Origin of the sequence: Novosphingobium silvae, from assembly GCF_009856825.1 — a bacterium.
Taxonomy (GTDB): Bacteria; Pseudomonadota; Alphaproteobacteria; order Sphingomonadales; family Sphingomonadaceae; genus Novosphingobium; species Novosphingobium silvae.
In genome coordinates this window covers 26,658-50,163 of the sequence record NZ_WVTD01000010.1, presented here as the reverse complement: position 1 = coordinate 50,163, position 23,506 = coordinate 26,658, and the positions used below count along the sequence as shown (strand labels likewise).

Here is a 23,506-nt window from a genome sequence, read left to right as displayed (position 1 = left end):
AGTTGAAGGGCAGTTACAAGGCGCAAGAGGCAAAAGCAAATGTGCTGCCGGGCTTTTCGCGTGTTCCTTGCAGCACACCGCGTTTCCCTGTTGTTCTGCAGAAAGAATGAGGCAGCCGGATTGCTTTTTCCCCGCTATTCCAACATACCATTCGCTTGCATCGACAGGCGAGTGGTCTTGGCTAAATGAGCGGTTCTGATAAGTTGAAGGTCTTTATCGGTTACGACAGTCGCGAAGATGTAGCTTGGCAGGTCGCCCGTCATTCGTTGCTCCGTCATTCCGCAAATCAATTGATCGTCAATCCGATCCGGCAGCAATACGTTCGCGATCTTGGCCTGTACACCCGGCCCGTCGATGCCACTGCGACAACGGAATTCTCGTTGACCCGTTTCCTCACGCCTTACCTTGCGGCACAGGAAACTGGGTGGACCGTGTTCAGTGATTGCGACTTTCTATACACTATCGACCTGCGCCGCGTACTGGAGGGGCTCGACCCGGAGAAGGCGGTCTACGTCGTTCAGCATGAATATGAACCGACACAATCGATCAAGATGGATGGCAAGAAACAGACCGTCTATCCGCGCAAGAACTGGTCCTCGTTCATGGTGCTCAACTGTGCGCATCCCGATGTGCGCTCGCTTACGCCCGACCTGGTGAACTCCGCCTCACCTGCGTTTCTTCACCGGTTCGAGTGGGTGAAGAACGATGATCATATCGGTGCCCTCGATCTGGATTGGAACTTCCTCGAAGGGGAGTATGCCGCGCCTGCCACCACGCCGCGCGTGATCCATTTCACCAATGGCGGGCCATGGTTCGAAGAATGGCAGAATGTCGATTTCGCCGATCTGTGGCGGCAGGAAGAAGCGTTGTATCTCGCCTCTATCGAAGAGCGCGAGGCGGCCTGACCTGACTGCGCCTAAATGACTACGGGCGGCGGTCCATACCTCGCCGCCGCCCTGCAGCCTTGCGCTACGGTGCGAGCGCGGGTGTTTCGCGCCGGACGGGCAGGAAAAGTTCGCTCCAGAACTGCCACACGGCGGGCCAGTCGTCCGGCATCTGCCGGCGGCGGTTGAAGTAGGTCGCAAGGCTCATCGCGTAAGGACGGCAATCCCGGCAATCCAGATTGGGTGAGCAGCATTTGCCGGAGTTTCGCTGAAGGTCGGCGTTCCAATGCACATGGCTACGCGTCAGCCGGTTACCGCAATCGGTCGCGACCTGTGCCTCGTCGAGGGTGTAGAGGCTGCCTTCCTGCGTCACCCAGTTGATGAACGGATGCGATATCCTGACTGTGTCCGGATGCAGCTGTTCCGCTTGCAGCATGACGTCGCGGGCGGCGGCAAGGTCGTCCGCGCTCAGACGCAGGTCCGCTCCGCTTCTTGCCGCGTCGGGCGCATTGTATTCCCGTGTCGGCGAAAACAGGCTGAACGTAAGCGTCAACCCATTATCCGCGCACTGTGCGACGACGGCGGCGACTTCGGACAGGTTGTGTGAATTGAGCGTCATGACGAAGACGGCGCGGTCGTCATCCACGTAGTTGCGCATAGCTTTGGAGTTTATGTCGGCACCGCGATACCGCTTAGACCCGACCTCGTCCCCCCAGATGGAAACATGGATGCGGTAATCGATGTCGCTGTCGATCCGTTTCGTGCCGTTTGTGAAGATGACGCCCATTGGAATGTGTTCGTGGCAAGCGCGAATACGGTCGGGAGTAAGTGATGGTTCAGCGCCGGCAATATAAGCGAAGTTGATGCCCCGGTTCGCCTCTGCCGCGAAAAAGCTGCGCCACATCTCGATGCTGTGCTCGGCCGCCAGGATCTCGTCGCCCGCGCCCGAGAAGTACAGACACCCCTCGCACCGCAGGTTGCAGACATTGCTGATGTCGTAATTGCTGGTGCGAAGCCGGCCTATTCTGTCAGCGGGTGTTTCAGGGAACAAGCGGTGTGCTCCTAAGGTCATCGGCGATGAAAGCCGCGAAGATCCCGTCGAGCACCATGCGTGCGAACGAACCGTGGCGGCCCAGCCCCGCCAGCGGGTGAAGGGTCACGCCGGGCAAACCGTCCAGGTGCTTGGCGTGAGCGGCGTCGCTCTCCGAACCGTCCCCATAACACATGACGATCTGCGTCCGGCCGCAGTTTGCGGCAACCTGATCGTACACGTCCAGTTCGGCGCGGCCGAAGGAGCGCTGTAGCCGCCGGACAACGACGCGCCCTCTCTGGTCGGCGTGTCTGTCAAGGAATGCCTCGTGGGCGCAGGTCGCTCCCGATGCGCAGAGCACACCGGAAGCCGACAGGTCCAGTCCGTACCTTATGGCACCCAGGCCCCCTGCAGACGATCCGAAAGAAAGCAGGCGGCGGGTGCCCAGTTCCTCCACGATCCGGCCGATCGCGTCGAGCGAGGACGAATAGTCGAGCGCCAGGTCCGGCACTCCGCCCACGAACAGCGAACGGGAACGATCACGCAAGTAAACGGCCGAGTGCCCCGCGGCTGCGCAGAACGCATCGATGCATCCAATTGGCACCATGGCCTGATCGGCAAGGCCGGTGAACACCAGCAGCGTCGTGTCGCTCGTTCCGCGAGCGCTAACGATGACGTTATCACCATTGTCTTCGATCAGCGTGCGGACACGCGCTTCCGGTGGCGGCACGAGCCTGAGCGCGCGGCGCAGCTCCTCGTCCGTTTCGCGTCCGGTGCCGAGGAGGGCTTCGCTTTCGGCGAGTTGCCCGGCCGTCGCCAGCTCCGCGGCGCGTTGCTGCACACCCGTCTTGCCTTGCGCGCCGATGGAGCCGATACCTTCGACTTGTGCGGCCATTTGCGGCCACTTTTCACGGATCGTGTCCGCGATGGTGTTTCGTTCCCAAGGGGCGAGTTCCCTGAGTGCGAGCCGCAGTTCCGGAAGGTGGAGAGGCGTCACGTCCAGTTCGACAAGGCCGAGCAGGGCAGAGCGCACCAGTTCGATGTTCCCCGAATGCAGGCCGTCGCGATAATCGATGTTGAGCAGCAAGTGCCTGCAATCTTCACGTCCCCGAAGCGACGCCATCACGCCTCGGGCAGCATCCAGATGGTTGGTCTCGATCAGATGGACCGCCCACCGGAACAGGTCCGACGGAGTGCTGTTCCGATCTTCGGCGACGCGCTTCAGCGTCTCTCCGTGTTCCGCCTTCTGGGAAAGTCGCTTCTGGACGTTGGCGCGCATCCGGAGCGTCTTGATGCCGCCCCAGCCCTTCTGCTCCAAGGTTGAGACTGCGGCGTCGGCGGCTGCCAGCCTGCCGGCCGCGATGTGCTCCCCCGCCTCGGCGAGCAGCACGGGCACCATTTCTGATTTACTGCCCCGCAATGGCTTTCTGTCCTTCCAGACAAGTCATGGACCGGAGTATAATGCCACTTCAGGAACCGTCAGCATACGACTGGTTGGAAGTGGATGGAAAATCGGCGTTCTACGCCCCCGAAGCGTTCGCGACGCTGTCACCCGTGCGGTATTCCTTCCGGGCAAACCTGATCGCCGTTCCGATCGCTCGGCGCCTTAGCAGTTTGCCCAGGATCGACCAGAAATCTACCCGTAGCGCGGTGCGATGGTTCAGTTTGTCGTAGATGTCCCAGAACGCGCAAGCGCCCACGGCGTCGATCAGATTGAACGCCCCGTGAAAGCCGAAGGCCGTCCGAACCGAGCCGCGCCGTTCCGCCGAGAAACGGTCCGCCATGTCCTTGTCCGCGAAGCGCAGGCCGTGCTCGGCCTCGAGCATCGCGCGATTGGTGCGGCAGATGGCGAGATCCTCGGCCTCGCCGTCATACCGGAACCGGGCAGTCCGGCACGCATCGATCAGGCGGCGGCTGCGTAGTGAAAAGCCTCCATTCCCGACATCATGGCCATCGGCGAACTGCGGCCAGGAGGCGCCGATGTAGTCGTAGTCGAGGAACCGCACATCCCACAGGCCAGGGTTGATGATAAAGCCATCCCACTGCACGACCAGGCAGTGCGAGGTGTCCACCCAGTCTCCAAGCTCGCGCAGCATGAATAGCGAGTAGGCTTGCGAAGAGCGTAACGGCGCGATCGGCACCCGGCGTATGCCTGGAGGCAGGAGCACGTCGACATCGTCGGTGAACAGCATGGCCGCTCCGAAATCCGCCGTTGCCATACAGCGTTCAAGAGCATGGACGGTGGCTTCGACATTGACGCTGCTGGCGGCGCACAGCGTCACCTGCGGCAAGGCGAGCCGTGCGTTCACAGCCGTACCACGAAGTGCTCGGAAAACGGGCTCAATTCGGCATGGTGATAGGGGTCTGTCTTATGATCGGTGTGCCAGATCCGTTTGAGCGCGGCGAGTTCCCCGGCGAAGCGCGCGCGCTTCTCGGGCGTGTGGTCCGTCCCACGCGATTTGGATTCGTGGTGGATCAGCACCGCGCGCGGCTCGTAGAGGCTTTTCCAACCTCGTGCCGTGAGTTTCAGGCACAAGTCGACGTCGTTGAAAGCGACGGCGAAATTGGCCTCGTCGAAGCCGCCGACTTCGAGGAATCGCGCCTTCTGAACCACCAGGCAGGCGGCAGTCACCGCGCTCACGAACTGGGGCAGGTGCGCGCGAGCGAAGTAGCCTTCGTCTCCCGGGGCCAGAAAGCGATGCGCATGGGCGGCACCGCCGCCCACCCCGGTGACGATGCCGGCATGCTGGATTGTCCCGTCGGGGTAGAGAAGCCTTGCGCCGACCGCCCCGACCTCGGAGCGCCCCGCGGCGACCGCCATGATCTCCAGCCAGTCGGGGCGGATCATTTCGATGTCGTTGTTGAGAAAGCAGATCAGCGGACCGGCCAGTTGCCCCACGATCCTGTTGTGCATGGCGGCATAGTTGAACGGCCCCGGATCGCGCACGATGCGCATACCGGCTTGGGCAAGTTCGAGCAGATACGCCAGCGTCTCAGGCTCGTCGGAGCCGTTGTCGATGATCGTCACGTCATATGAGGGATAGCGCGTTGCGGCGATCCCTTCCATGCACATGCGCAGCAGCCCGCAATGATTGCGGGTGGGCACGACGATGCTGACGTGCGGCAAGTTGCTCGGCGCCGTGGACGAACCTGGACAGGCTGCGGGAATGACCGGTGCCAGCCGAGCGCGGCGGTGGTGCAGCACATACGGGACATGCCGGGGCCGGGCGCAGACAAGGCGGGCCGGTTCCGGCCAAAGTGGCCCTGACCACAGCGGATCGAGCCTGAACACGCAGCTGTCGGTCAGGAAATCGTGGTGACGCGCCAGTTCGGCGTTCCACTCGGGCTTGAAATGAGGCGTGTGCCTGCCATCCGCCAGTAGATCGTCGTCCGCATAGAACAGGCCTGCTGTCGGATCGGCCTCGATGGCTGCGGCGTAGGCCAGCAGCGCCACCGGAGCGAGTTGATCGCCCGCCTTGAGGGTCAGAACCAGCGGCCGGGCACCTGATGGTGCATAGGCATCCATGCGTGGGCTCAGGGCACGTCGCAGCGTCTGCGTACAGGGCACTGTCTGCACATCCTCTGCGAAGGAAGGCGGGGTCGCGGCGTTCCCCAGGACCAGAACACCCGGAAGATCGCCCCAGCCTTTCGAGCGTGCGACGTCGCAGGCCGTTGCGACCGAAAGCAGTGTGTCGGACAGCAGCGAAGCGTCTTCCCGCGCGTCGACGACGATTACGAGGGATGGCGGCACGTCCGGGATCGGATCAGCCAGCAAGGCTTCGTGCCGCTGCGCCTCACGCGTGGCGATCCACAGGGAATAGGCATGCGGCGCATTGCCCATGAGTTCGGACAGGCGATGCCGCGCCCTCAGCTTCAAGCCCCTTGCGCGCCAGCCCAGGCCTTGCAGGTAACGCTGAGGAGCCAGGCGAAACGCCTCGATCCGGACCAGCGTGCCGAGCGCCACACGCCGCCAGAAGGACACTTTGGCGCCCGACAAGCCGGCGCGATCACGCAATGTCGCGTTGCTTCAGTATCCGCTCGATCACTTCGACGTCGCTCGGATTGTTGAGCTCGATCGAATCCCAGGCCAACGGGTCAAGATGGACCACGGCCACCGCTTGGCCTATGTCCAGGAAGCGAAGCTGCTCAAGCCCTTCTAGCTGTTCCAGCTCCGAGACCGGCGCGGCGCTGTAGAGGCGCAGCGCGTCGGGCCTGTAGGCATAGAGCCCAAGGTGCAGGTTGATGGGCGGGTATTCCCGCTCCGCCTCGGCCGCAGGCAGGTAGGGCAGCAGGCGCTTGGAAAAGTAGAGGGCGCGGCCCGCGCTGTTGCACACCACCGTAGTGCCGCCAACCCGGCCTTGGGCGGCGTCTTCGGCCAGGTGCCGGTAGACCGACCGGGAGCACCGTACGCCTGGCGTCGCCATCGCGGCCTCGGTGTCCTGCGCCAGCCTGCGGACAAGATCGTGGACGACGAAGGCCGGCGACAGCGGCGCATCGCCTTGCAGGTTCACGATGACTTCGGCCACGTCCCCCAGTTTGGCGATGGCGTCAGCGCACCGCTCGGTCCCGTTGGCGCAGCTTTCCTCGGTCATGACCACTTGTCCGCCGAAGCCGAGCACTTCTTCACGGATGCGCTCATCGTCCGTCGCGACCCACACGCCCTTGGCGCCCTCGACCGACATCGCGCATTCCCAGCTTCGCCGGATCAGGGTCTTGGCTTCACCGTCGCACCCGCGAAGCGGTACGAGTGGTTTGCCGGGATAACGCGTCGATGCATAACGCGCCGGGATGATGATCGCGAATTCGGGAAGATCCATGACGATGCTGTCCTGCGAGAGCTTTACGAGAGCCCTATACGCAGGAAATCGTGGATGTGAACCACGCCGCAGGGGATCGGGCGGCTCCCCGGTCCCTGTTCGACGATGAAGGCCGCCGAGATCTTGAGCTCGTTCAGCAGTTCGAGCGCGGCCTCAGCACTCATCTCGGCGTCGAGGGTGTGGGGCGCGCTTGTCATCACGTCACAGGCCAGGACGCTGCCAAGAATGTCGAAATGGCGGCGCAAGTCGCCATCGGTGATGACGCCGATGAGAGCGCCGTCCTCATCGATGATGCCTGCGATGCCGAAGCCGCCCGACGTCATCATCGACACCACGTCGGGCATGCGCGCATCGGCGGTGGCCAGCGGCATCGAGGCGCCGCTATGCATCATGTCCTTCACGGGCAGCAGGCGAAGGCCGATCGCGCCGCCCGGGTGCAGAACCTTCATGCCCTCGCGGGAGAAGCCGCGCATGTCCATCACCGTCATGGCCAGCGCATCGCAAAGCCCGAGTTGCAGCGTGGTCGACGTGGTGGGAGCGATGTTGGCGTTGCACGCCTCGCGCGCGGCGGGGATGGGCAGCGCCACGTCGGCATGGCGCATGACCAGCGATCCGGGACGCGAGGCGATGCCGATCACAGGCACTCCGATTGCCCTGGCGTAAGTCAGGAATGCCTGGAGTTCCGCGGTGTTGCCCGAATTCGAGATGACCACCAGAACGTCACCGGGAACGAGCATGCCCAGGTCGCCGTGCGCGGCTTCGCTCGGGTGAACGTAGCTTGCCGGCGTGCCGGTCGCCGAGAAGGTCGCGGCGGCCTTGCGCCCGATGTGGCCCGACTTGCCCATGCCCGTCACGACCACGCGGCCTTTCGCGGCGAGAATCGTGCGGCAGGCGTTCGCGAATGAGGCGTCCAGGCTGTGGCACATGGCCTGCAGCGCGGAGGATTCTATCTGCAGGACCTCGCAGCCCCTCGCCAGGATCGCTTCATCGTCATGAGCGATCGACGGCTGTAACGAGGTGACAATCATCGGCTGATATCCTTCTTGCGAGGGGGTATTTTGTAAGCCCGCTTATCGGTGGTCTATAATTCACGCAAGACGGGGCGACGAACTATGACGTGGGCGCGCGGCGCTTCGTCGCACAAGGTGCGCAGCATGGATCAAGGTGAAGTTAACCGGCGGCCGCAGTTTATACTTGCATCCCCCTGCTCGCTCTTGGACAGCCTCGATATGATTGACGTTCATCGCCTACGTAATACTCCTGGAAACGACCTTATCGGCAGAGTGGGAGCATCGCATGGATAACGCCCTCGACCGGGCGGTCGAAAACGCGATGCGCGAAAGCGCCCGCGCCGCGATCATGCCGCGCTTCACCGCCGGCAAGCCGATTGCTGCGGACTGGAAGGCCGCAGGCGAGGCGGTGACCGCCGCCGATCGTGAAAGCGAAGCCATCCTAACGGAGCGATTGTCCGGCCTCATTCCCGGCGCGCATGTCGTGGGCGAAGAAGCTTCTCACCACGATCCCGCCCTTCTGGGTCGTCTGGGGGAGGGCGTCTGCTGGATCGTCGATCCGCTGGACGGGACCGCCAATTTCGCTGCGGGAGAGGGGCCTTTCGGCATTCTGGTGGCGCTGGCGGAGGAAGGAATTCCGGTCGGAGGGTGGATCCTCGATCCGCTGACCGGGCGCTTCTGCAGCGCCCGGATAGGGGCAGGCGCCACGATCGATGGCGCACCCGTTCGCGCGGGCGCGCAGGCCCGGACAATACCGCATATCGCGGTAACCCGCCTGTTCGCCGACCCAACCCGGCGAGAAGCGCTTTTCGCGACGCTCTCCGGCACTTGCGACGTGCATGACAGCCCGCGGTGCGCCGCCGACCAGTATCCCCGCATCGCACTTGGGGAGAACGACGCCACCTTGTTCACCCGCACCATCGCCTGGGACCACGCCGCCGGCGTCATCTTCCTAAACGAGGCGGGCGGGCGTGCCGCGCGGCCGGACGGCAGTTCATACCGCTGCGACGACGCGCAGGGCGGGCTCATCGCCGCGGCATGCCCGCAGCGCTGGAACGAGGTGGCAACGCTCCTGACGGATGCCGGGGTCGTACTCGCCGGCGCCGCCATCGCGGACTGAGCGCGCGCCTTCCGTGCGCAGCCCTGGCTATGGCCACTGACACGACGGGGCCTTCGTCCTCGTGGCGGAAGGCACGACGTTCATCGATGACGCCCTGTCCACGCCGTCTTCGACAGGGCCGGGGCAGCGGGCATGGACTTGTGCCGCAAGACCGTTCCTCCCGGTTTCTCATGGCGATTTTACCGCAGGCTAGTGGCTGTTGACCTTGTCGGTTCTTGCTGCGATGCGTCATTTGCCGCAGCGGGGTGGCTGCGGCGCGAGGCGGGCGACGGTCGTTGCCCGATCCCTTTCATCCCGCCCCATGGATCAAGGTATGGCACGCAAGGGCATCATTCTGGCAGGCGGTTCGGGAACGCGGCTCTACCCGCTGACCCGCGGCGTATCGAAACAGCTCATGCCCGTGTTCGACAAGCCGATGATCTACTACCCCCTCAGCACGCTGATGCTCGCGGGTATTCGCGACATCCTCATCATCACCACGCCTGAGGATTCCGACCAGTTCCAGCGCCTTCTCGGCGATGGGTCCGAATGGGGCCTTTCGCTCTCCTATGCGGTGCAGCCCAGCCCCGACGGTCTGGCCCAGGCCTTCCAGATCGGCGCGGACTTCCTCAGCAACGATCCCAGCGCGCTGGTCCTTGGCGACAACATCTTCTACGGCCATGGCTTCCCCGAACTGCTGCAGGGCGCAACCGCGCACGGGCAGGGCGCCAGCGTCTTCGCCTACCGCGTCAACAATCCCGGGGCATATGGCGTGGTCGAGTTCGACCAGGCGGGACGGGCGATCTCGATCGAGGAGAAGCCCGCCGTGCCCAAGTCCAACTATGCGGTCACGGGCCTTTACTTCTACGACAATACGGTCGTTGCCCGCGCGCGCGATCTCCAGCCTTCACCGCGCGGCGAACTGGAGATCACCGACCTCAATCGCCTCTACATGGACGAAGGCGCCTTGAACGTGCAGATCATGGGTCGCGGCTTCGCCTGGCTCGACACCGGCACGCACGCTTCGCTGATCGATGCCGGCACTTACGTGCGCATCACCGAGGAGCGGCAGGGCGTGAAGATCTGCTGCCCCGAGGAAATCGCCTGGCGCCAGGGCTTCATCTCGTCCGAACAGCTCGAGAAGATCGCCCAGCCTCTGCGCAAATCGGGCTACGGCGAATACCTGATCCAACTGCTGGACTGAGGACACATCGCCTTGAACATCATCGAATGCGCCATCCCCGGCCCTCTCATCATCGAGCCCAGGGTGTTCGGCGACGAGCGCGGCTTCTTCATGGAAAGCTGGAACACCGATGCCTTCGCGCGGGCAGGCCTCGACCTGGCGTTCGTGCAGGACAATCACTCCCGGTCGCGCCGGGGCGTGCTGCGCGGCATGCACTTCCAGAATCCGGAATCGCAGGGCAAGCTCGTGCGGGTGGTGAACGGCGCGGTGTTTGACGTGGCGGTGGACCTGCGCCGCTCTTCCCCGACATTCGGCAAATGGGCGGGCGTGGAACTGAGCGCGCGCAACAAGCGCATGTTCTGGGTGCCCGAAGGCTTCGCTCACGGCTTCCTGACGCTGGAGGACGACACCGACTTCCTCTACAAGTGCACCGCTCCTTATGCTCCTGAGCATGAGCACAGCCTTGCCTGGGACGATCCCGAGGTAGGTATCGAGTGGCCGCTCGACGGGTTCGACGCCTCGGAACTGAACATTTCCGCCAAGGACAAGGTCGGCACCCGCCTTTCCGATATCGAGCCCTTCGCGTGAAAGTCCTGCTGACGGGCAGCAACGGACAGCTGGGACAGGCCTTGCTCGCGCAGGTTCCTGCCAATTGGCAGGTCGATGCCGTGGCTCGCGCCGACCTCGACCTTTCCGACAGCGACGCGGTCTACGAAAGGGTGGCGCGCGGCGGCTACGATGTGGTCCTCAACGCGGCGGCCTATACCGCGGTGGACAAGGCGGAAGCCGAGGAAGAGCTGGCGATGGCAGTCAACGCCCGCGCCGTTGGTGCCATGGCCCGGGCGCTTGGCGAGACCGGCGGCAGGCTCGCCCATGTTTCCACTGACTTCGTGTTCGACGGCACCTCGCCGCGCGCCTACCGGCCCGACGATGCCCGCAACCCGATCTCCGCCTATGGCCGCAGCAAGGCGGCCGGAGAAGACGCGGCGGGCGAAGACGCCATCGTGCTGCGTACCGCCTGGGTCTACACCGCCGGGGGTGGGAACTTCGTGCGCACGATGCTGCGCCTGATGCGCGAGCGCGAGGAACTGCGCGTGGTGGCCGACCAGATCGGCGCACCGACCTGGGCACCCGGGCTTGCCGCGACACTGCTCGGTCTCGTCGCGAAACAGGCTCGCGGCACGTTCCACCACAGCGATGCAGGCGTCGCCAGCTGGTACGACTTCGCGGTCGCCATCTACGAGGAGGGCAGGGCGCTCGGCCTCCTGGAACGCGATGTCGCGATAGTGCCCATCCCGACCAGCGCCTACCCCACTCCCGCCAGCCGCCCCGCATTCTCGCTGCTCGACAGCAGCGCCACGCGCGCGGTGCTGGGCGATCGTCCACCGCACTGGCGGGTGAACCTGCGAACCATGTTGAAAGAGGAAAAGACGCTTGGCTAACCTGCTCGTCACCGGGGGTGCCGGCTTCATCGGCGGCAACTTCGTCCATTACTGGAGCAAGACGCATCCCGATGATCGCGTGGTCGTTCTCGACTGCCTGACGTACGCGGGCAATGCCTCGACCATCGCCGGGGTGGAACAGGCGGAACTGGTCGTTGGCGACATCCGTGACACCGATCTGGTCGAAAAGCTGCTGGGCGAGCACGATGTGGCAACGATCGTCCACTTCGCCGCCGAAAGCCACGTCGACCGCTCGATCACCGGGCCGGATGCCTTCATCGACACCAATGTTCTTGGCACGAACAGCCTGCTGAAAGCCGCGCGCAAGGTGTGGCTGGACCAAGGCTCGGGCAAGGCGCACCGCTTCCACCACATCTCGACGGACGAGGTGTTCGGATCGCTAGGCCCCAGCGATCCCGCGTTCAGCGAGACCACGCAGTACCAGCCGAACTCGCCATATTCGGCATCGAAAGCCGCGTCCGACCATCTCGTGCGCGCCTACCACCACACCTATGGGCTGGAGGTGACGACCACCAACTGCTCGAACAACTACGGGCCTTACCACTATCCCGAGAAGCTGATCCCGCTGTTCCTGCTCAACGCGCTGTCGGGCAAGCCGCTCCCCATCTACGGCGACGGGATGAACGTGCGTGACTGGCTCTACGTCGAGGATCACTGCCGCGGGATCGAGGCGTGCCTGAGGAATGGCAAGCCGGGCGAGACCTACAATATCGGCGGTGGCGAGGAACTGCCCAACATGGCGGTGATCGACCGCATCTGCGCCGAAGTGGACCGCGCCTTCGCCGAGATCGAGGGCCTTGCGCAGCGCTATCCCGACGCGCCCGCCGCGAAGGGCCGTGCGACGAGCGAACTCAAGACCTTCGTCGAGGATCGCAAGGGCCACGATCGCCGCTATGCGATCGACGAAACCCGCGCCCGTGCCGAACTGGGCTATGTGCCGCAGCACGATTTCGAGAACGGCCTGAGGAGCACCCTTCGCTGGTATCTCGACAATGAAGACTGGTGGCGGCCGCTGCTGGCTAGGTAAGGACGAAGAGAGCCCCTGCACGCGGCAAGGGCCCTCTCCGGATCAGGCGGCGTCGACCAGGACGATTTCGCTGTCCTCGATCGCCTTCACGCGGATGACGTCGAGGTCGCGGATCGCCGCGCCATCACGGGCGTTGACGCGCAGGCCGTCGATCTCGATCGCGCCGGTGGCCGGGACGAGATAACCCTTGCGGTCGGTGCCGATCGGGTATTCCGCTGTCTCGCCCGCCTTCAGCGTCGCGGCCACTACACGGGCGTCGGTGCGGATCGGCAGCGCGTCGCCATCGCTTTCGTAACCCGACGCCAGCGTTTCGAAGCGCCCGGCCCGCTCGCCCTTCGGGAAGGGCCGCGCGCCCCAGCTGGGTGCATCGCCCGTATGGGTGGGCAGGATCCAGATCTGGAAGATCTTCGTGGTCACGTCCTCGAGGTTGTATTCCGAATGGCGGATGCCGGTGCCCGCGCTCATCACCTGGACGTCGCCGGCTTCGGTACGGCCCTTGTTGCCGAGGCTGTCCTCGTGGGTGATCGCGCCTTCACGGACATAGGTGATGATCTCCATGTCGTTGTGCGGGTGCGGGGGGAAGCCCGTCTTTGGTGCGATGGTGTCGTCGTTCCAGACGCGCAGGTTGCCCCAGTGCACCCGCGCCGGATCGTGGTAAGCGGCGAAGGAGAAGTGGTGCTTGGCGTCGAGCCATCCGTGGTTTGCACCGCCGAGGCTGTCGAAGGGACGAAGTTCGATCATCTTGGGTCTCCGGTGAAGCGGCGGGAGTTGCCGTTGGGAATGGGAGCCGCTTCGTTGCACCCTTTGTATGGGTTGCCAGCTTTCCTGTTCAGGTGGATAAAACCTGCCGTTGTATTCGAAGGAATGGAAAAGTGAGCAACCCGGGCACGCCCACTCTCGACCAGCTGAGCATCTTCCTGACCATCGTGGAGACCGGCAGCTTCGCGGGCGCGGGCCGCCGCCTCAACCGCGCGGTTTCGGTCATCAGCTACGGCATCGCCAACCTGGAGGCGCAGCTGGGCCTCCTCCTCTTCGAGCGGGAAGGCACCCGGCGCCCGAAGCTGACCGTGGAAGGCCGCGCGCTGCTGGCCGAGGCGAAGATGATCGCGCAGGGCGTCGACGGCCTTCGCGCCAAGGTGAAAGGCATGCTCGACGGGCTCGAGGCGGAAGTACACCTGGCGGTGGACGTCATGCTGCCGGCAGACCGTCTGGGGCTGGTGCTGCGCGAATTCGCGGATACCTTCCCCACCGTCCAGCTGCGCCTCCACGTGGAGGCACTCGGCGCGATCAGCGCGCTTGTGCTCGACCGCGAGGCAGTGGTGGGCATATCGGGGCCGCTTGCAGCCGGTGTTGAGGGGATCGACTGCCGGTCCGCCGGCTCGGTGCCGATGGTCCCGGTGGCCGCGCCCGACCATCCGCTCGGCCGCATGGCCCGGGTCGAGCCCGGCGCCGGGCGCGACTATACGCAGCTTGTGCTTTCCGACCGCTCGCGCTTCACCGAAGGACGTGACTTCTCGGTCTCCAGTCCCAAGACCTGGCGGCTCGCAGACCTTGGCGCCAAGCACCAGCTGCTGCGGCAGGGGATCGGCTGGGGCAACATGCCGCTGCCGATGATCGAGGCGGACCTAGTGTCGGGCACGCTGGTGCGCCTGGCGATGCCCGATCACGTGGGCGGCACGTACCGCTTTGCGGGGATCTGGCGGCGCGATGCACCGCCAGGCCCTGCCGCGACTTGGCTGCTCGACCGCTTCGTGGAGCTTGGCACCGCGGACGTGGAAATGGAGGGGCTGGGAGACGTCTGAGCAGTGAGGCGCGGCGCGCGGAGTTCGGGGACCATCCGCATAATCCCTTAGGACCGGTGGGAACGGCATGAGTTGCAAGGCTTTCTCACACGATGCACAACGGCGTGAAGGGTCGCCAGGCACGGCGCGCCGATAAGCACTGGCCGACGGCCATGTCATCGGTCATCGTCGCGCCCGCCACATCCGCAGGAGAATGCGTGTACCGTCAGTCGATGATAGCCCTCGCCGCGATCGCCATCGCCTCACCGGCAGCCGCCAAGGCCGAGACGCCACGTGAACTGCTCACCACCGCCGCATTCCAGACCTCGGACAAGCCCCGCGCCCTTGCGCTCATCGGGCAGGCGATCGCCGGTTCCGACGCGATCCTGGCGAAGCGCCCCGGCGACCGCGAGGCAACGCTCCAGCGCGGCATCGCCATCGGTTACCGGGGCAAGCTGACCCGCAGCCGATCGGACGTGAAGGCCTCGCTCGCCGCGTTCGAACGGCTGGCGGCGCAGCACCCCCGCGACGCGGAAGTGCAGATGGTGATCGCGGGATGGCATCTTGGCGCGATCGACCAGCTTGGCGGCTTCCTGGCCCGCACGGCGCTCGGAGCGAAGTCGGCCTCCGGCGAGGCAGCGCTGGGACGGGCGCTGACACTGGGCGGGGAACGCGCCTTCTATCCGGGCATGGCGGCGCTGCTTCAGCTGCGCAAGAACCACTCCGATCTCGCGCCCGCACGCCGCTGGGCCGAAGCCGCCGCGGCCGGGCAGACGCCCACCGCGCTCGATGCCACGATGAAGCGCGCGGCCTCGGCGATCCTTCCCATGCTCAGGGCCAACGACGGCAAAGGTGCCGCGGCGCTCGCGCGCAAGCTTCTGCCTTTCGGCAAGATCGCCGACTAAGGGAAGCCGGGCGCCGCGACCGCTGGATGGCGCCAAGGGTCAGGAGGCGGGCTTCTCCGGCACCTGCGGCTTCTCGGGCGGAACTTGCGGCAGGTCTATGGCGATCTCGACGCGGCGGTTGCGTGCGCGGCCTTCCATGTCGTCGCTGCCGTCGGGCAGCCGGTTGGGCGCGACCGGGTTCGCCTCGCCCATCGCGACAACGGTGATGCGCTCGGCCGGCACGCCCTTGCTCACAAGGAAGTCGCGCACGGCCTGCGCGCGGCGGCGGGATGCAGCCAAGTTCTCGGCATCGGAGCCGCGCGAATCGCTGTGCCCCCGCAGCGTGACCGGCCCCCCGGCGAGATAGGCCGGAGCGGCGAGCACGCGCTCGGCGATGGCCAGCGCCTCGGCATCGGGCTGGGCGCCCTTGGCGGGGAACGGCACGATCAGCTCCTCGGGCTCAATGCGCGGCGCTTCGGTCGGCCCGGTGTCGACTTCGGCGCGGATGATGGACTTCTTGACGATGTCCTCGCTTGCCTCGCTTGCCTCGCTTGCGTCGGCGGGCTCCTCGGCGGCGGCAGCTTCGCTTGGGGCGTCCTCGGGGCGCCCGGCGTCCTCACAGCCGGAAAGAAGCAGCGGGACGGCCAGCAATGCCGTGCAGAGCAGCCGGGCGGGAATTGCGGCGGGGCCTTTCATGATGTCGCCTCCTTCGTCGGGTTCTGGCGGGACGTATCGGGTTCGGGGCTGCGCGGCGGTCCATAGGAGACCACCGTGTCGCCCGGCTGCGGGTTGGGACGCGAGGCGTGGGTGAAGAAGCGGATCCGCCCGTCCTTGCGCAGCACGAAGAGCATGTCCGCCTCTTCGGCAAGCGCGGCCTGCGCGGCGGCGAAGTCGAACTGCTCGCTGATGCGCGTCTTGCGGAAGGCCCAGCCCTGCCCCTCGCGCTCCATGATCTCGGCGACACCGAGGCCTGAGGTGAACATGGCGCGCCCGCGCAATGCCTCGGGCAGGCTGCGATGATCCTCGTCGTCGCCCATTCCGCCCAGCTGGTAGACAGAATCGCGCCCGATCTCCGGCGCGAACTCGCTGCAGACGAGGGCATTGTACGCCTCGTTCTCCGCCGTGGCGACGAGCACCTGGAACTGCGCAAGGTCGAGCCGGTCCTCGGTCGCTTCCGCGAGAATCTCGCCGTGGTAAGTGGAAATCCCGGCCTGTCGCGGCGCGGAGAGGCGCTGCCAGCTGGTGTCCGCGATCATCACCGGCACCTCCATCTGCCGCAGCTGCTGCGCGAGGCTGAGGCTCCACGAAGTGCTGCCCACGATCAGCAGGCCCTTGCGCTCCGCTCCGGTGACGCCGAGCCAGCGCGCGACATGCCGGATCGAGAATCCGTGCGCGACGATGGTGGCGACGACCACCGAGAACGACAGCGTCACCAGGATCTGCCCGTCGCCGTAGCCCAGCTGGTCGAGCCGCAGCGCAAAGAGACCGGACACGGCCACCGCCACGACGCCACGCGGCGCGATCCAGGCGATCAGCAGCCGCTCGTTCCAGGGGATCTTGCTGAAGGCAAGGCTGACGAGGACGGTCGCCGGACGCACGAGGAACAGCAGCGCCAGCAGGAAAGCGATGAAGCGCCACTCGAAGTGGCGCAGCACGTCGAGGTCGAGCGAGGCGGACAAGAGGACGAATACGCCCGAGATGAGGAGGACGGTGACGTTCTCCTTGAACGGGTGGATGTCGCGCAGGGAATCGAGGCGCATGTTGGCGATAGCGATGCCCATCACCGTCACCGCGAGGAGGCCGGTCTCCTGCTGGATCAGGTTGGACAGCACGAAAGTGCCGATCACCGCCACCAGCAGGACAGGCGCCTTCAGGTACTCGGGTATGTGCCCGCGCGGGAAGGCCCAGGCGATCGCGCGCGCGACGACATAGCCGATCAGCCCCGCGACCACGGCCGCCGCCGCCAGCGCGGCGATGACCGAAAGAAGCGTGCCGCCCTCGTCCGAGCGGCGCAGGTATTCGTAAGTGACGACGGCGCAGAGCGCGCCGAACGGATCGTTGACGATCGCTTCCCACTTCAGGATCGCGCGCGGACGGGGCGCCACGTTGCTCTGCCGCAGCAAGGGTATGACCACGGTCGGCCCCGTCACCACCAGGATGCCGGCAAAGAGGATCGCCACGGGCCACACCAGCCCCGCCACGTAGTAGCAGGCGATCGCTCCCAGGACCCAGCCGAGCGGGATGCCGATCACCATGAGACGCGCGACGGCGCCGTCGGTCTTGCGCAGCTCGCGGAAGTTGAGGCTGAGCCCGCCTTCGAACAGGATGAGCGCGACCGCGACCGAGATCATCGGCTCCAGCAGTTCGCCGAAGGTGTGTTCCGGGATGACGAGGCCGGTCACCGGTCCGGCAAGAACGCCCGCGGCGAGCATGAGGGCGATGGCCGGCCAGCCGGTACGCCAGGCGATCCACTGCGCGCCGATCCCGAGGATACCGATCAGCGCGAAGACGAGGGCTTGCTGCTCCATATAGCGGGGCATAACCGACGAGGACGGCGAAGGTAACCGGGCTGCAAAGGTTTTCTACCGCAGAGGCGACGCCCGGCCCGCGCTCGCGGGCGGGTCACTGCGCCGCGAGCAGTTCCTCGGCGGCCCCCAGGTCCACGCTGACGAGCCGGGACACGCCCTTTTCCACCATGGTGACGCCGAACAGCCGGTGCATGCGGCTCATCGTCACGGCATTGTGCGTGACGACGAGGTAGCGGGTCTCGGTCTCGCGCGTCATCGCTTCCAGAAGGTCGCAGAAGCGCTCGATATTGGCATCGTCGAGCGGCGCATCCACCTCGTCGAGCACGCAGATCGGTGCCGGGTTGGTGAGGAACAGGCCGAAGATCAGCGCCACCGCCGTCAGCGCCTGCTCGCCTCCCGACAGCAGCGTGAGCGACTGCAGCCGCTTGCCCGGAGGCTGCGCGTAGATCTCGAGCCCGGCTTCCAGCGGATCGTCCGAATCGACCAGCGCAAGATGCGCCTTGCCGCCTTGGAACAGCTGCATGAACAGGCGGCGGAAATGACCGTCCACCGCCTCGAAGGCGGCGCGAAGGCGTTCGCGGCCCTCGCGGTTGAGATTGCCGATGGAGCCACGAAGCCGGTTCACGGCCTCGATGAGCTCGGCCTTCTCGAACGCGCCGGTGCCAAGCTGTGCCTCGGCTTCGGCAAGCTCGTCGGCGGCGACGAGGTTGACGGGGCCGATCCGCTCGCGCTCGGCGACGAGGCGCTCCATGGCCGAGCCTTCCGCTTCCGCACTGCCGACACCGGCGGCATCGAAGCCGAAGCGTTCGGGCAGGAGAGGGGGCGGGCACTGGAAGCGGTCGCCGGAAAGGCGGTTCATCTCCGTGCGGCGCTCGTCCTCGTGTTCGGCACGGGCAGCGGCGCCGGCCCGGGCCTCGCGCGCAGCGGCAAGAGCTTCCTGCGCGGCCGAAAGCGCGGCATCCGCGCCGCGCGAGGCGTCGGTGGCGGCCGTGACCGCAGCCTCCGCGCGCGCGAGATCGGCGCCGACGCGTGCGCGCACCGCCTCGCCCTCTTCGATCTGCTGCATCAGCGCCGCGGGCCGTGCGGCGACGATCGCGCGCTCGGCCTCGATCTCCTCCAGCCGACCGGCCATCTGCGCAAGCCGGTTGGTGGCATCGCCCGCGCGGCCCTGCCAGCCCTTGATGTCGCCTCGCTGCGCGGCCGTCCGTTCGCGCGCCACGGCAAGCGCCTGATCGTGCGCGGCAAGCGCGGCCATCGCGGATTGAAGCGCCCCGCGCGCTGCGGCATTGCGCGTGCGCGCGGCCTCCAGTGCGCTGCGGCCCGTGGCGGGGTCGGGGAGAGCCGCCAGCCGCGCTTCTGCGGCCGCCACCTCGGCGGTGGCGGAGGCGCGCTGGTCCGCAAGTTCGGCAAGGCCTTCGTCCAGTTCGGCGCGGCGGGCCTGCTGGCGGGCGCGCGCATCCTCGGCCTGGTCGGCGAGGCGCAGGGCATTGCGCTCCGCATCGGCGGCAGCGGCGATGGCGCGCTCGGCGGCGACCAGCCGCGCGGTCAGGGCCGCAAGTTCCTGCTGGACCGAGGCCTGACGCGCCTGCGCTGTCGCCACCGCGTCGCGCAGAGGCGGAAGCTGCGCGTCGAGTTCGGCGAAGCGGTTCTCGGCCTCCAGACGCGCCGCTTCGGCCGCCCCTTCGCCGCGAGCGATGAAGCCGTCCCAGCGCCGCAGCACGCCGCTGCGCGTCACCAGCCATTCGCCCGGGTTCAGGTTGCGGCCGTCGTCCTCGTCCACGACGTGGACAAGCGCGAGGCGGGCGGCGAGTTCGGGCGGGCAGGCGGAGACATGCGCGGCAAGGGTATCGGCCACCGGCACGGGCGCTCGCGCACCGGTCCAGAAGCGCCCGTCCGCCCGCGGCACTTCGCCCAAAGGCGCCTTGGCGTCCCGCCCCAGCACCGCGGCAAGCGCGCGTTCGTAGCCGGGCGCGGCGCGCAGGGCGTCGATGGCGACGGGGAGCCCGTGCGCGGCCTTCGCGCCCTTGGCACGCGCCTCGCGGTCGCGCAGGAGAGCGGCGTGCTCTCGCTCGATGCCGGTGAGGTCGGCCCGTGCCCCCGCGAGGGCGGAGGCGGCGCCGTCGCGCTCGGCCTGCAGCCCATCCTTCTGCGCCTGCATCGCCGCGAGGCCGTCACGCGCCTCGGCCAGGGCGGCAGTGGCGGCCTCGGACTTGCCGCGTGCCACCACGATCGCGGCGTCGAGTTCAGCCGCGTCAACTTGCGCTGCGATCTGCCCTTCGATCCGCGCCGCGTCCTGCTCGATCCGGACGGACCGGCCCTGCGCCTGCGAAACCTCGGCTTCGGCGATGCGCCACTCGGCTTCCACCCCGGCCTGCTGCGCGGTCGCCTGAGCAAGGTCCAGCTCGGCCGCGCGGCTTGCCTGTTCGGCGCCGTCCACGGCGTTGGCAAGGCGCGGCCGCTGGGCCTCGTCGGCCTCCAGCTGGTTTTCGCCCAGCGCCAGCTCGCGTTCGAGGCGGGCCAGCGCCTCGGCGGCATCGCGGGTGAGGCGGTCGGCGTCCTGGCGGTCTCCTTCGAGGCGTACGCGCTGGCGCTCGAGATCGGCGAGCCGCTGCTCGGCCGCTTCCAGCTGGCTGGTCAGCGTGGCCATCCGGTGGCCCTGCGCCGAGGCATCGTCGCGCCGGTCGGCGAGTTCGTCGCGGGCCGCTGCCAGCGCATGCGCTGCGGCGGCCTGCTGAGACTGGGCCTGGGCCGCGAGCGCCTGCGCCTGTGCGACGCGGGTTTCGGCGGCTTGCGCGTCGTGCTTCGCGGCTTCGGCAGCAGCGGCGGCGTCGCGCCAGCGGGCATGGACGAGGCGCGCCTCGGCCAAGCGGATCTGCTCGCTGAGGCCACGATAGCGATCGGCCGCGCGGGCCTGTCGGCGCAAGGTGCCGACCTGTTTGTCGAGCCCGGCGAGAATGTCGTCGAGACGGGCGAGGTTGGCCTCGGTCGCACGCAGGCGCTGCTCGGCGTCCCTGCGGCGAACGTGGAGCCCGGCAATCCCCGCCGCTTCCTCGAGCATGGCGCGCCGTTCGGCAGGCTTGGCGGCGATGACGGCAGCGATGCGGCCCTGGCTGACGAGCGCGGGGCTGTGCGCGCCGGTGGCCGCATCGGCGAAGATCAGCGACACGTCCCGCGCGCGCACGTCGCGGCCGTTCACGCGGTAGGCGCTGCCGGCGCCCCGCTCGATCCGACGAACGACTTCCAGTTCCTCGCGCGTGCCGTCCGCCCGGGCGGCGGTGTCGGCCTTGAGCACGACCTCGGCGAAGGCGCGGGGCGGGCGCCTGTCGGTCCCCGCGAAGATCACGTCTTCCATCCCGCCGCCGCGCATGGACTTGGGCGAGCTTTCCCCCATGACCCAGCGGATGGCTTCGAGCAGGTTCGACTTGCCGCAGCCGTTGGGGCCGACGACACCCGTCAGCCCCGGTTCGATACGCAGTTCCGCCGGCTCGACGAAGCTTTTGAATCCGCTCAGTTTCAGCCGGTGGATACGCACGTTTTCAGACTTGTCGCAGTCGGGAGATCAGCGCGCGCCGGCCTGCTGCAGCTTGGGCTCCAGTTCCTTCCAGCCCATCGATCCCACGTTGTTGCCGTTGATGATGAACGTGGGAGTGCCGGTGACGTTGAACTGCTCGGTCGCCTTCTGGGTCATGTCGGCAATCGCCTTCGCCTTCGCGGTGTCGGCAAGGCAGACCTTGGCCTGGTCGAGGGCGATCCCGCGCGAGGAGAAGAACTCGGTCATGCCCGCCACATCGGCGAAGGCGGCGAACTGCTGTTCCTTGGGCAGGGCGTCGAGCTGGCGAAGGCGCGCATCGCCGGCGGCCTGCAGGTTCTCGAACATCTTGGGCTGCCATGCCCAGAACTGCTCGCTGAGCGGGATCACAGCCTCGGTCGAGCCGCAGGTCGCCAGCAGCGATGCCGGCACGTCGAGCGCGTTCAGCATGAAATAGCGCAGCTCGTAGCTGACGCGGCCACTGGCGACGTAGTCGTCGCGCAGCTTCTCGAAGCTTTCCTTCGCGAACTCGGCGCAGTGCGAGCAGCTGAGCGCACCGTACTCGATGAGCTTGATCGGCGCGTCCGGGTTGCCCATGCGATAGCCGCCCTCGGCGGTCTTCTCGATGGTGTCGGCCCAGGCCTTGCCTGCGGGAGCGGCGACCTTCGCGAGCGGTTCGCCCGAAGTGGTGGCTCCGGCACCGGCCTCCTCCTTCTTGTCGCCGCAAGCCGCAAGCCCCAGGGCGAGCGGCGCGACGAGGAGACCAAGGGCGATCTGGCGGAAACGGTTGCGGATCATCGGGGCGAATCCTTGAAGGGTGCGGTTGTGAAAAGCGCTAGCCCAAGCACGGGGGCAGGACCAAGTGCGGGCGGGCCGGGAAGGGCCATGTCTCCACAGCCATTCCCGGACAGGGTATGTTTCAGATGTTGCCGGAGCGCTGGCGGGCGAGGCTCTCGGTAATGGCCTTGGATACCGAGGGCCAGTCGTGCTCCTCTATCAGCTTGCCGTTGAGCGTGAAGCTTGGCGTGCCTTGCACTCCCAGCGCCTCAGCGTCGGCCTGCTGCGCGCGCAGGCGGTCGAACGCAGCCTTGTCGTCGAAGCAGGCGTCCACCTGGGGGCGGGAGATGCCCCAGCCTTCCATCTTCGCGTAGAAGCCCATGTCGCTGGCGATGGCGCGCATCCGGATCGGCAGCTCACCCTGATACCAGCGGGCCTGCTGCTCCTTGTTGAAGCCCTGCGCCTTGGCGAGCCAGGTCTCCTGCGTGCCCATGAATGCGGCGTGGCGCACGAAGAACCGCTTGGGATCGCCGCAATTGGTCAGCGTGGCGACAGTCAGGTCCAACGGGTTGCGCAGGAAGTTGGAGACGGTGACGGAAACCTGTCCCTTGGGCACCACGGTCGCGCGCAGCACGGCCTCGGACTCCTTGTGGAAGTGCGCGCAGTGCGGGCAGGTGTAGCTGACGTATTCCACCAGCTTCACCGGCGCATCCGGATTGCCATAGCGGTGGGCGCCCTGGGCCGTGAGCCCCACCTGGGTAAGCCAGTTCACCTTGCCGGCCGCAGGCAGCGCCGGCTTCTTCGCCGGGCCTGCCCCAAGACCGAGAGCGGCGCAGGCGAGGATCGCGGCGATGCGCGCGGTCTTGCGGGGAACTTTCATCACAGGCCTTCCAGAAATCGCCATCAGTCCTGACCGTCCTTGGCTTCGATGCTCCGTGCGAGCGATTCCAGCACTGCCCGCAGTTCCGGGTCGCCGATGTCGCGCAGCGATTCGCCCAGTTCGAACGGCACCGGCTTGAGCGAGGGCGGCGCTGCCGGGCGCGGCTTTGAAGCAGGCGGCGGCTTAACCTCGCCTTGCCGGATCTTGACGCGGGCCACGGCATTGTAGCCGAAGAACCGGTTCACCCGGTCGACGATCTCGGGGATGACGTGCTGGATCATGGGCGCGTGCGCGGCCACGACCACCAGCTGGAGGATGCCGTCGCTCTTCTCGCCCGGAGGGAAACGGATGCTTTCGGGAGAGCAGACGCGGGCATGGCGGGCGCCCACGATCTCGGGCCAGCGCGAGACCACGCTGGACTGCACGAAGCCGAAGCGGCGGAAGGCGGTGCGGCCGACTTCGGGCATGAGCTCGGCGATCGGACGCGCCGCGCCGCCGCGCGCGCGCTCGAACCGCTTCGCGCCTGGGGCGGTCTTCGTCATCGACTTACCCCTGGAGGCCACATTGTCAGACTGTTTGCCGCGATCGCGTTCCATGGCCCGTTCCATTGCTGG

21 protein-coding genes are annotated in these 23,506 nt (G+C 66.6%); 8 read left to right on the top strand and 13 right to left on the bottom strand.

The features are described from left to right. Positions 1-185: 185 nt before the first annotated feature. Entirely contained in the window at positions 186-905 is a 720-nt protein-coding gene (locus GR702_RS13700; RefSeq protein WP_160986462.1) for a glycosyltransferase, read from the top strand. Between the two features lie 64 nt (positions 906-969). Here the strand turns inward: GR702_RS13700 and GR702_RS13695 are convergent, their stop codons facing one another. The 6 genes from GR702_RS13695 to GR702_RS13670 all read right to left on the bottom strand — a co-directional run bounded on the left by GR702_RS13695 (position 970) and on the right by GR702_RS13670 (position 7,759). After that, positions 970-1,935, bottom strand: a complete 966-nt coding sequence (locus GR702_RS13695) for a hypothetical protein (protein ID WP_160986461.1) — start codon at positions 1,933-1,935, stop codon at positions 970-972. After that, the gene (locus GR702_RS13690) at positions 1,925-3,313 is read right to left on the bottom strand and encodes a hypothetical protein (protein ID WP_160986460.1); all 1,389 of its coding nucleotides are present in this window, start codon (positions 3,311-3,313) and stop codon (positions 1,925-1,927) included. The genes GR702_RS13695 and GR702_RS13690 overlap by 11 nt, the downstream gene beginning before the upstream one ends. A gap of 121 nt (positions 3,314-3,434) precedes the next feature. Further along, positions 3,435-4,223 (bottom strand): DUF5672 family protein, encoded by a 789-nt coding sequence (locus GR702_RS13685; RefSeq protein WP_337192607.1) that lies wholly within the window; start codon positions 4,221-4,223, stop codon positions 3,435-3,437. After that, entirely contained in the window at positions 4,220-5,929 is a 1,710-nt protein-coding gene (locus GR702_RS13680; protein ID WP_237449708.1) for a glycosyltransferase family 2 protein, read from the bottom strand. Before GR702_RS13680 ends, GR702_RS13685 begins: the two co-directional genes overlap by 4 nt. Continuing rightward, the gene (locus tag GR702_RS13675; RefSeq protein ID WP_160986459.1) at positions 5,922-6,731 is read right to left on the bottom strand and encodes a 3-deoxy-manno-octulosonate cytidylyltransferase; all 810 of its coding nucleotides are present in this window, start codon (positions 6,729-6,731) and stop codon (positions 5,922-5,924) included. Before GR702_RS13675 ends, GR702_RS13680 begins: the two co-directional genes overlap by 8 nt. A 23-nt stretch (positions 6,732-6,754) precedes the next feature. Continuing rightward, positions 6,755-7,759 (bottom strand): KpsF/GutQ family sugar-phosphate isomerase, encoded by a 1,005-nt coding sequence (locus GR702_RS13670; protein ID WP_160986458.1) that lies wholly within the window; start codon positions 7,757-7,759, stop codon positions 6,755-6,757. Positions 7,760-8,027: 268 nt separating this feature from the next. Between GR702_RS13670 and GR702_RS13665 the strand changes: the two genes are divergently transcribed. The 5 genes from GR702_RS13665 (at position 8,028) to rfbB (ending at position 12,513) form a co-directional block, all read left to right on the top strand. Beyond that, entirely contained in the window at positions 8,028-8,861 is an 834-nt protein-coding gene (locus tag GR702_RS13665; RefSeq protein WP_160986457.1) for an inositol monophosphatase family protein, read from the top strand. A gap of 313 nt (positions 8,862-9,174) precedes the next feature. After that, positions 9,175-10,044, top strand: a complete 870-nt coding sequence (gene rfbA, locus GR702_RS13660; protein WP_160986456.1) for a glucose-1-phosphate thymidylyltransferase RfbA — start codon at positions 9,175-9,177, stop codon at positions 10,042-10,044. 12 nt (positions 10,045-10,056) lie between these two features. Beyond that, entirely contained in the window at positions 10,057-10,611 is a 555-nt protein-coding gene (rfbC, locus tag GR702_RS13655; RefSeq protein ID WP_160986455.1) for a dTDP-4-dehydrorhamnose 3,5-epimerase, read from the top strand. Beyond that, a complete protein-coding gene (gene rfbD, locus GR702_RS13650; protein WP_160986454.1) occupies positions 10,608-11,465 on the top strand; it encodes a dTDP-4-dehydrorhamnose reductase in 858 nt (285 codons plus the stop codon). Before rfbC ends, rfbD begins: the two co-directional genes overlap by 4 nt. Further along, entirely contained in the window at positions 11,458-12,513 is a 1,056-nt protein-coding gene (rfbB, locus tag GR702_RS13645; protein WP_160986453.1) for a dTDP-glucose 4,6-dehydratase, read from the top strand. The genes rfbD and rfbB overlap by 8 nt, the downstream gene beginning before the upstream one ends. 42 nt (positions 12,514-12,555) lie before the next feature. Here the strand turns inward: rfbB and GR702_RS13640 are convergent, their stop codons facing one another. Then, the gene (locus GR702_RS13640) at positions 12,556-13,254 is read right to left on the bottom strand and encodes a pirin family protein (RefSeq protein ID WP_160986452.1); all 699 of its coding nucleotides are present in this window, start codon (positions 13,252-13,254) and stop codon (positions 12,556-12,558) included. 131 nt (positions 13,255-13,385) lie between these two features. Here GR702_RS13640 and GR702_RS13635 point away from each other — a divergent pair, with 131 nt between their 5' ends. Together GR702_RS13635 and GR702_RS13630 are read left to right on the top strand one after the other, a co-directional pair. Beyond that, on the top strand, positions 13,386-14,315 hold the full coding sequence (locus GR702_RS13635; RefSeq protein ID WP_160986451.1) for a LysR substrate-binding domain-containing protein: 930 nt from the start codon (positions 13,386-13,388) through the stop codon (positions 14,313-14,315). Between the two features lie 212 nt (positions 14,316-14,527). Continuing rightward, positions 14,528-15,199, top strand: a complete 672-nt coding sequence (locus GR702_RS13630) for a hypothetical protein (RefSeq protein WP_160986553.1) — start codon at positions 14,528-14,530, stop codon at positions 15,197-15,199. A 39-nt stretch (positions 15,200-15,238) separates the two neighbouring features. Here GR702_RS13630 and GR702_RS13625 read toward each other — a convergent pair whose 3' ends face one another. From GR702_RS13625 to GR702_RS13600, 6 genes are all read right to left on the bottom strand, one after another. Continuing rightward, positions 15,239-15,874: an OmpA family protein gene (locus tag GR702_RS13625; RefSeq protein WP_160986450.1), complete on the bottom strand. Its 636-nt coding sequence runs from the start codon at positions 15,872-15,874 to the stop codon at positions 15,239-15,241. Then, positions 15,871-17,706: a cation:proton antiporter gene (locus GR702_RS13620; protein WP_160986449.1), complete on the bottom strand. Its 1,836-nt coding sequence runs from the start codon at positions 17,704-17,706 to the stop codon at positions 15,871-15,873. The genes GR702_RS13625 and GR702_RS13620 overlap by 4 nt, the downstream gene beginning before the upstream one ends. Positions 17,707-17,800: 94 nt before the next feature. Then, a complete protein-coding gene (locus GR702_RS13615) occupies positions 17,801-21,238 on the bottom strand; it encodes an AAA family ATPase (RefSeq protein ID WP_160986448.1) in 3,438 nt (1,145 codons plus the stop codon). 27 nt (positions 21,239-21,265) lie between these two features. Continuing rightward, positions 21,266-22,033: a DsbA family protein gene (locus GR702_RS13610; protein WP_160986447.1), complete on the bottom strand. Its 768-nt coding sequence runs from the start codon at positions 22,031-22,033 to the stop codon at positions 21,266-21,268. 121 nt (positions 22,034-22,154) lie between these two features. After that, positions 22,155-22,892 (bottom strand): thioredoxin domain-containing protein, encoded by a 738-nt coding sequence (locus GR702_RS13605; RefSeq protein ID WP_237449707.1) that lies wholly within the window; start codon positions 22,890-22,892, stop codon positions 22,155-22,157. Positions 22,893-22,915: 23 nt separating this feature from the next. Further along, the gene (locus GR702_RS13600) at positions 22,916-23,488 is read right to left on the bottom strand and encodes a DUF721 domain-containing protein (protein WP_160986446.1); all 573 of its coding nucleotides are present in this window, start codon (positions 23,486-23,488) and stop codon (positions 22,916-22,918) included. Positions 23,489-23,506 lie beyond the last annotated feature (18 nt).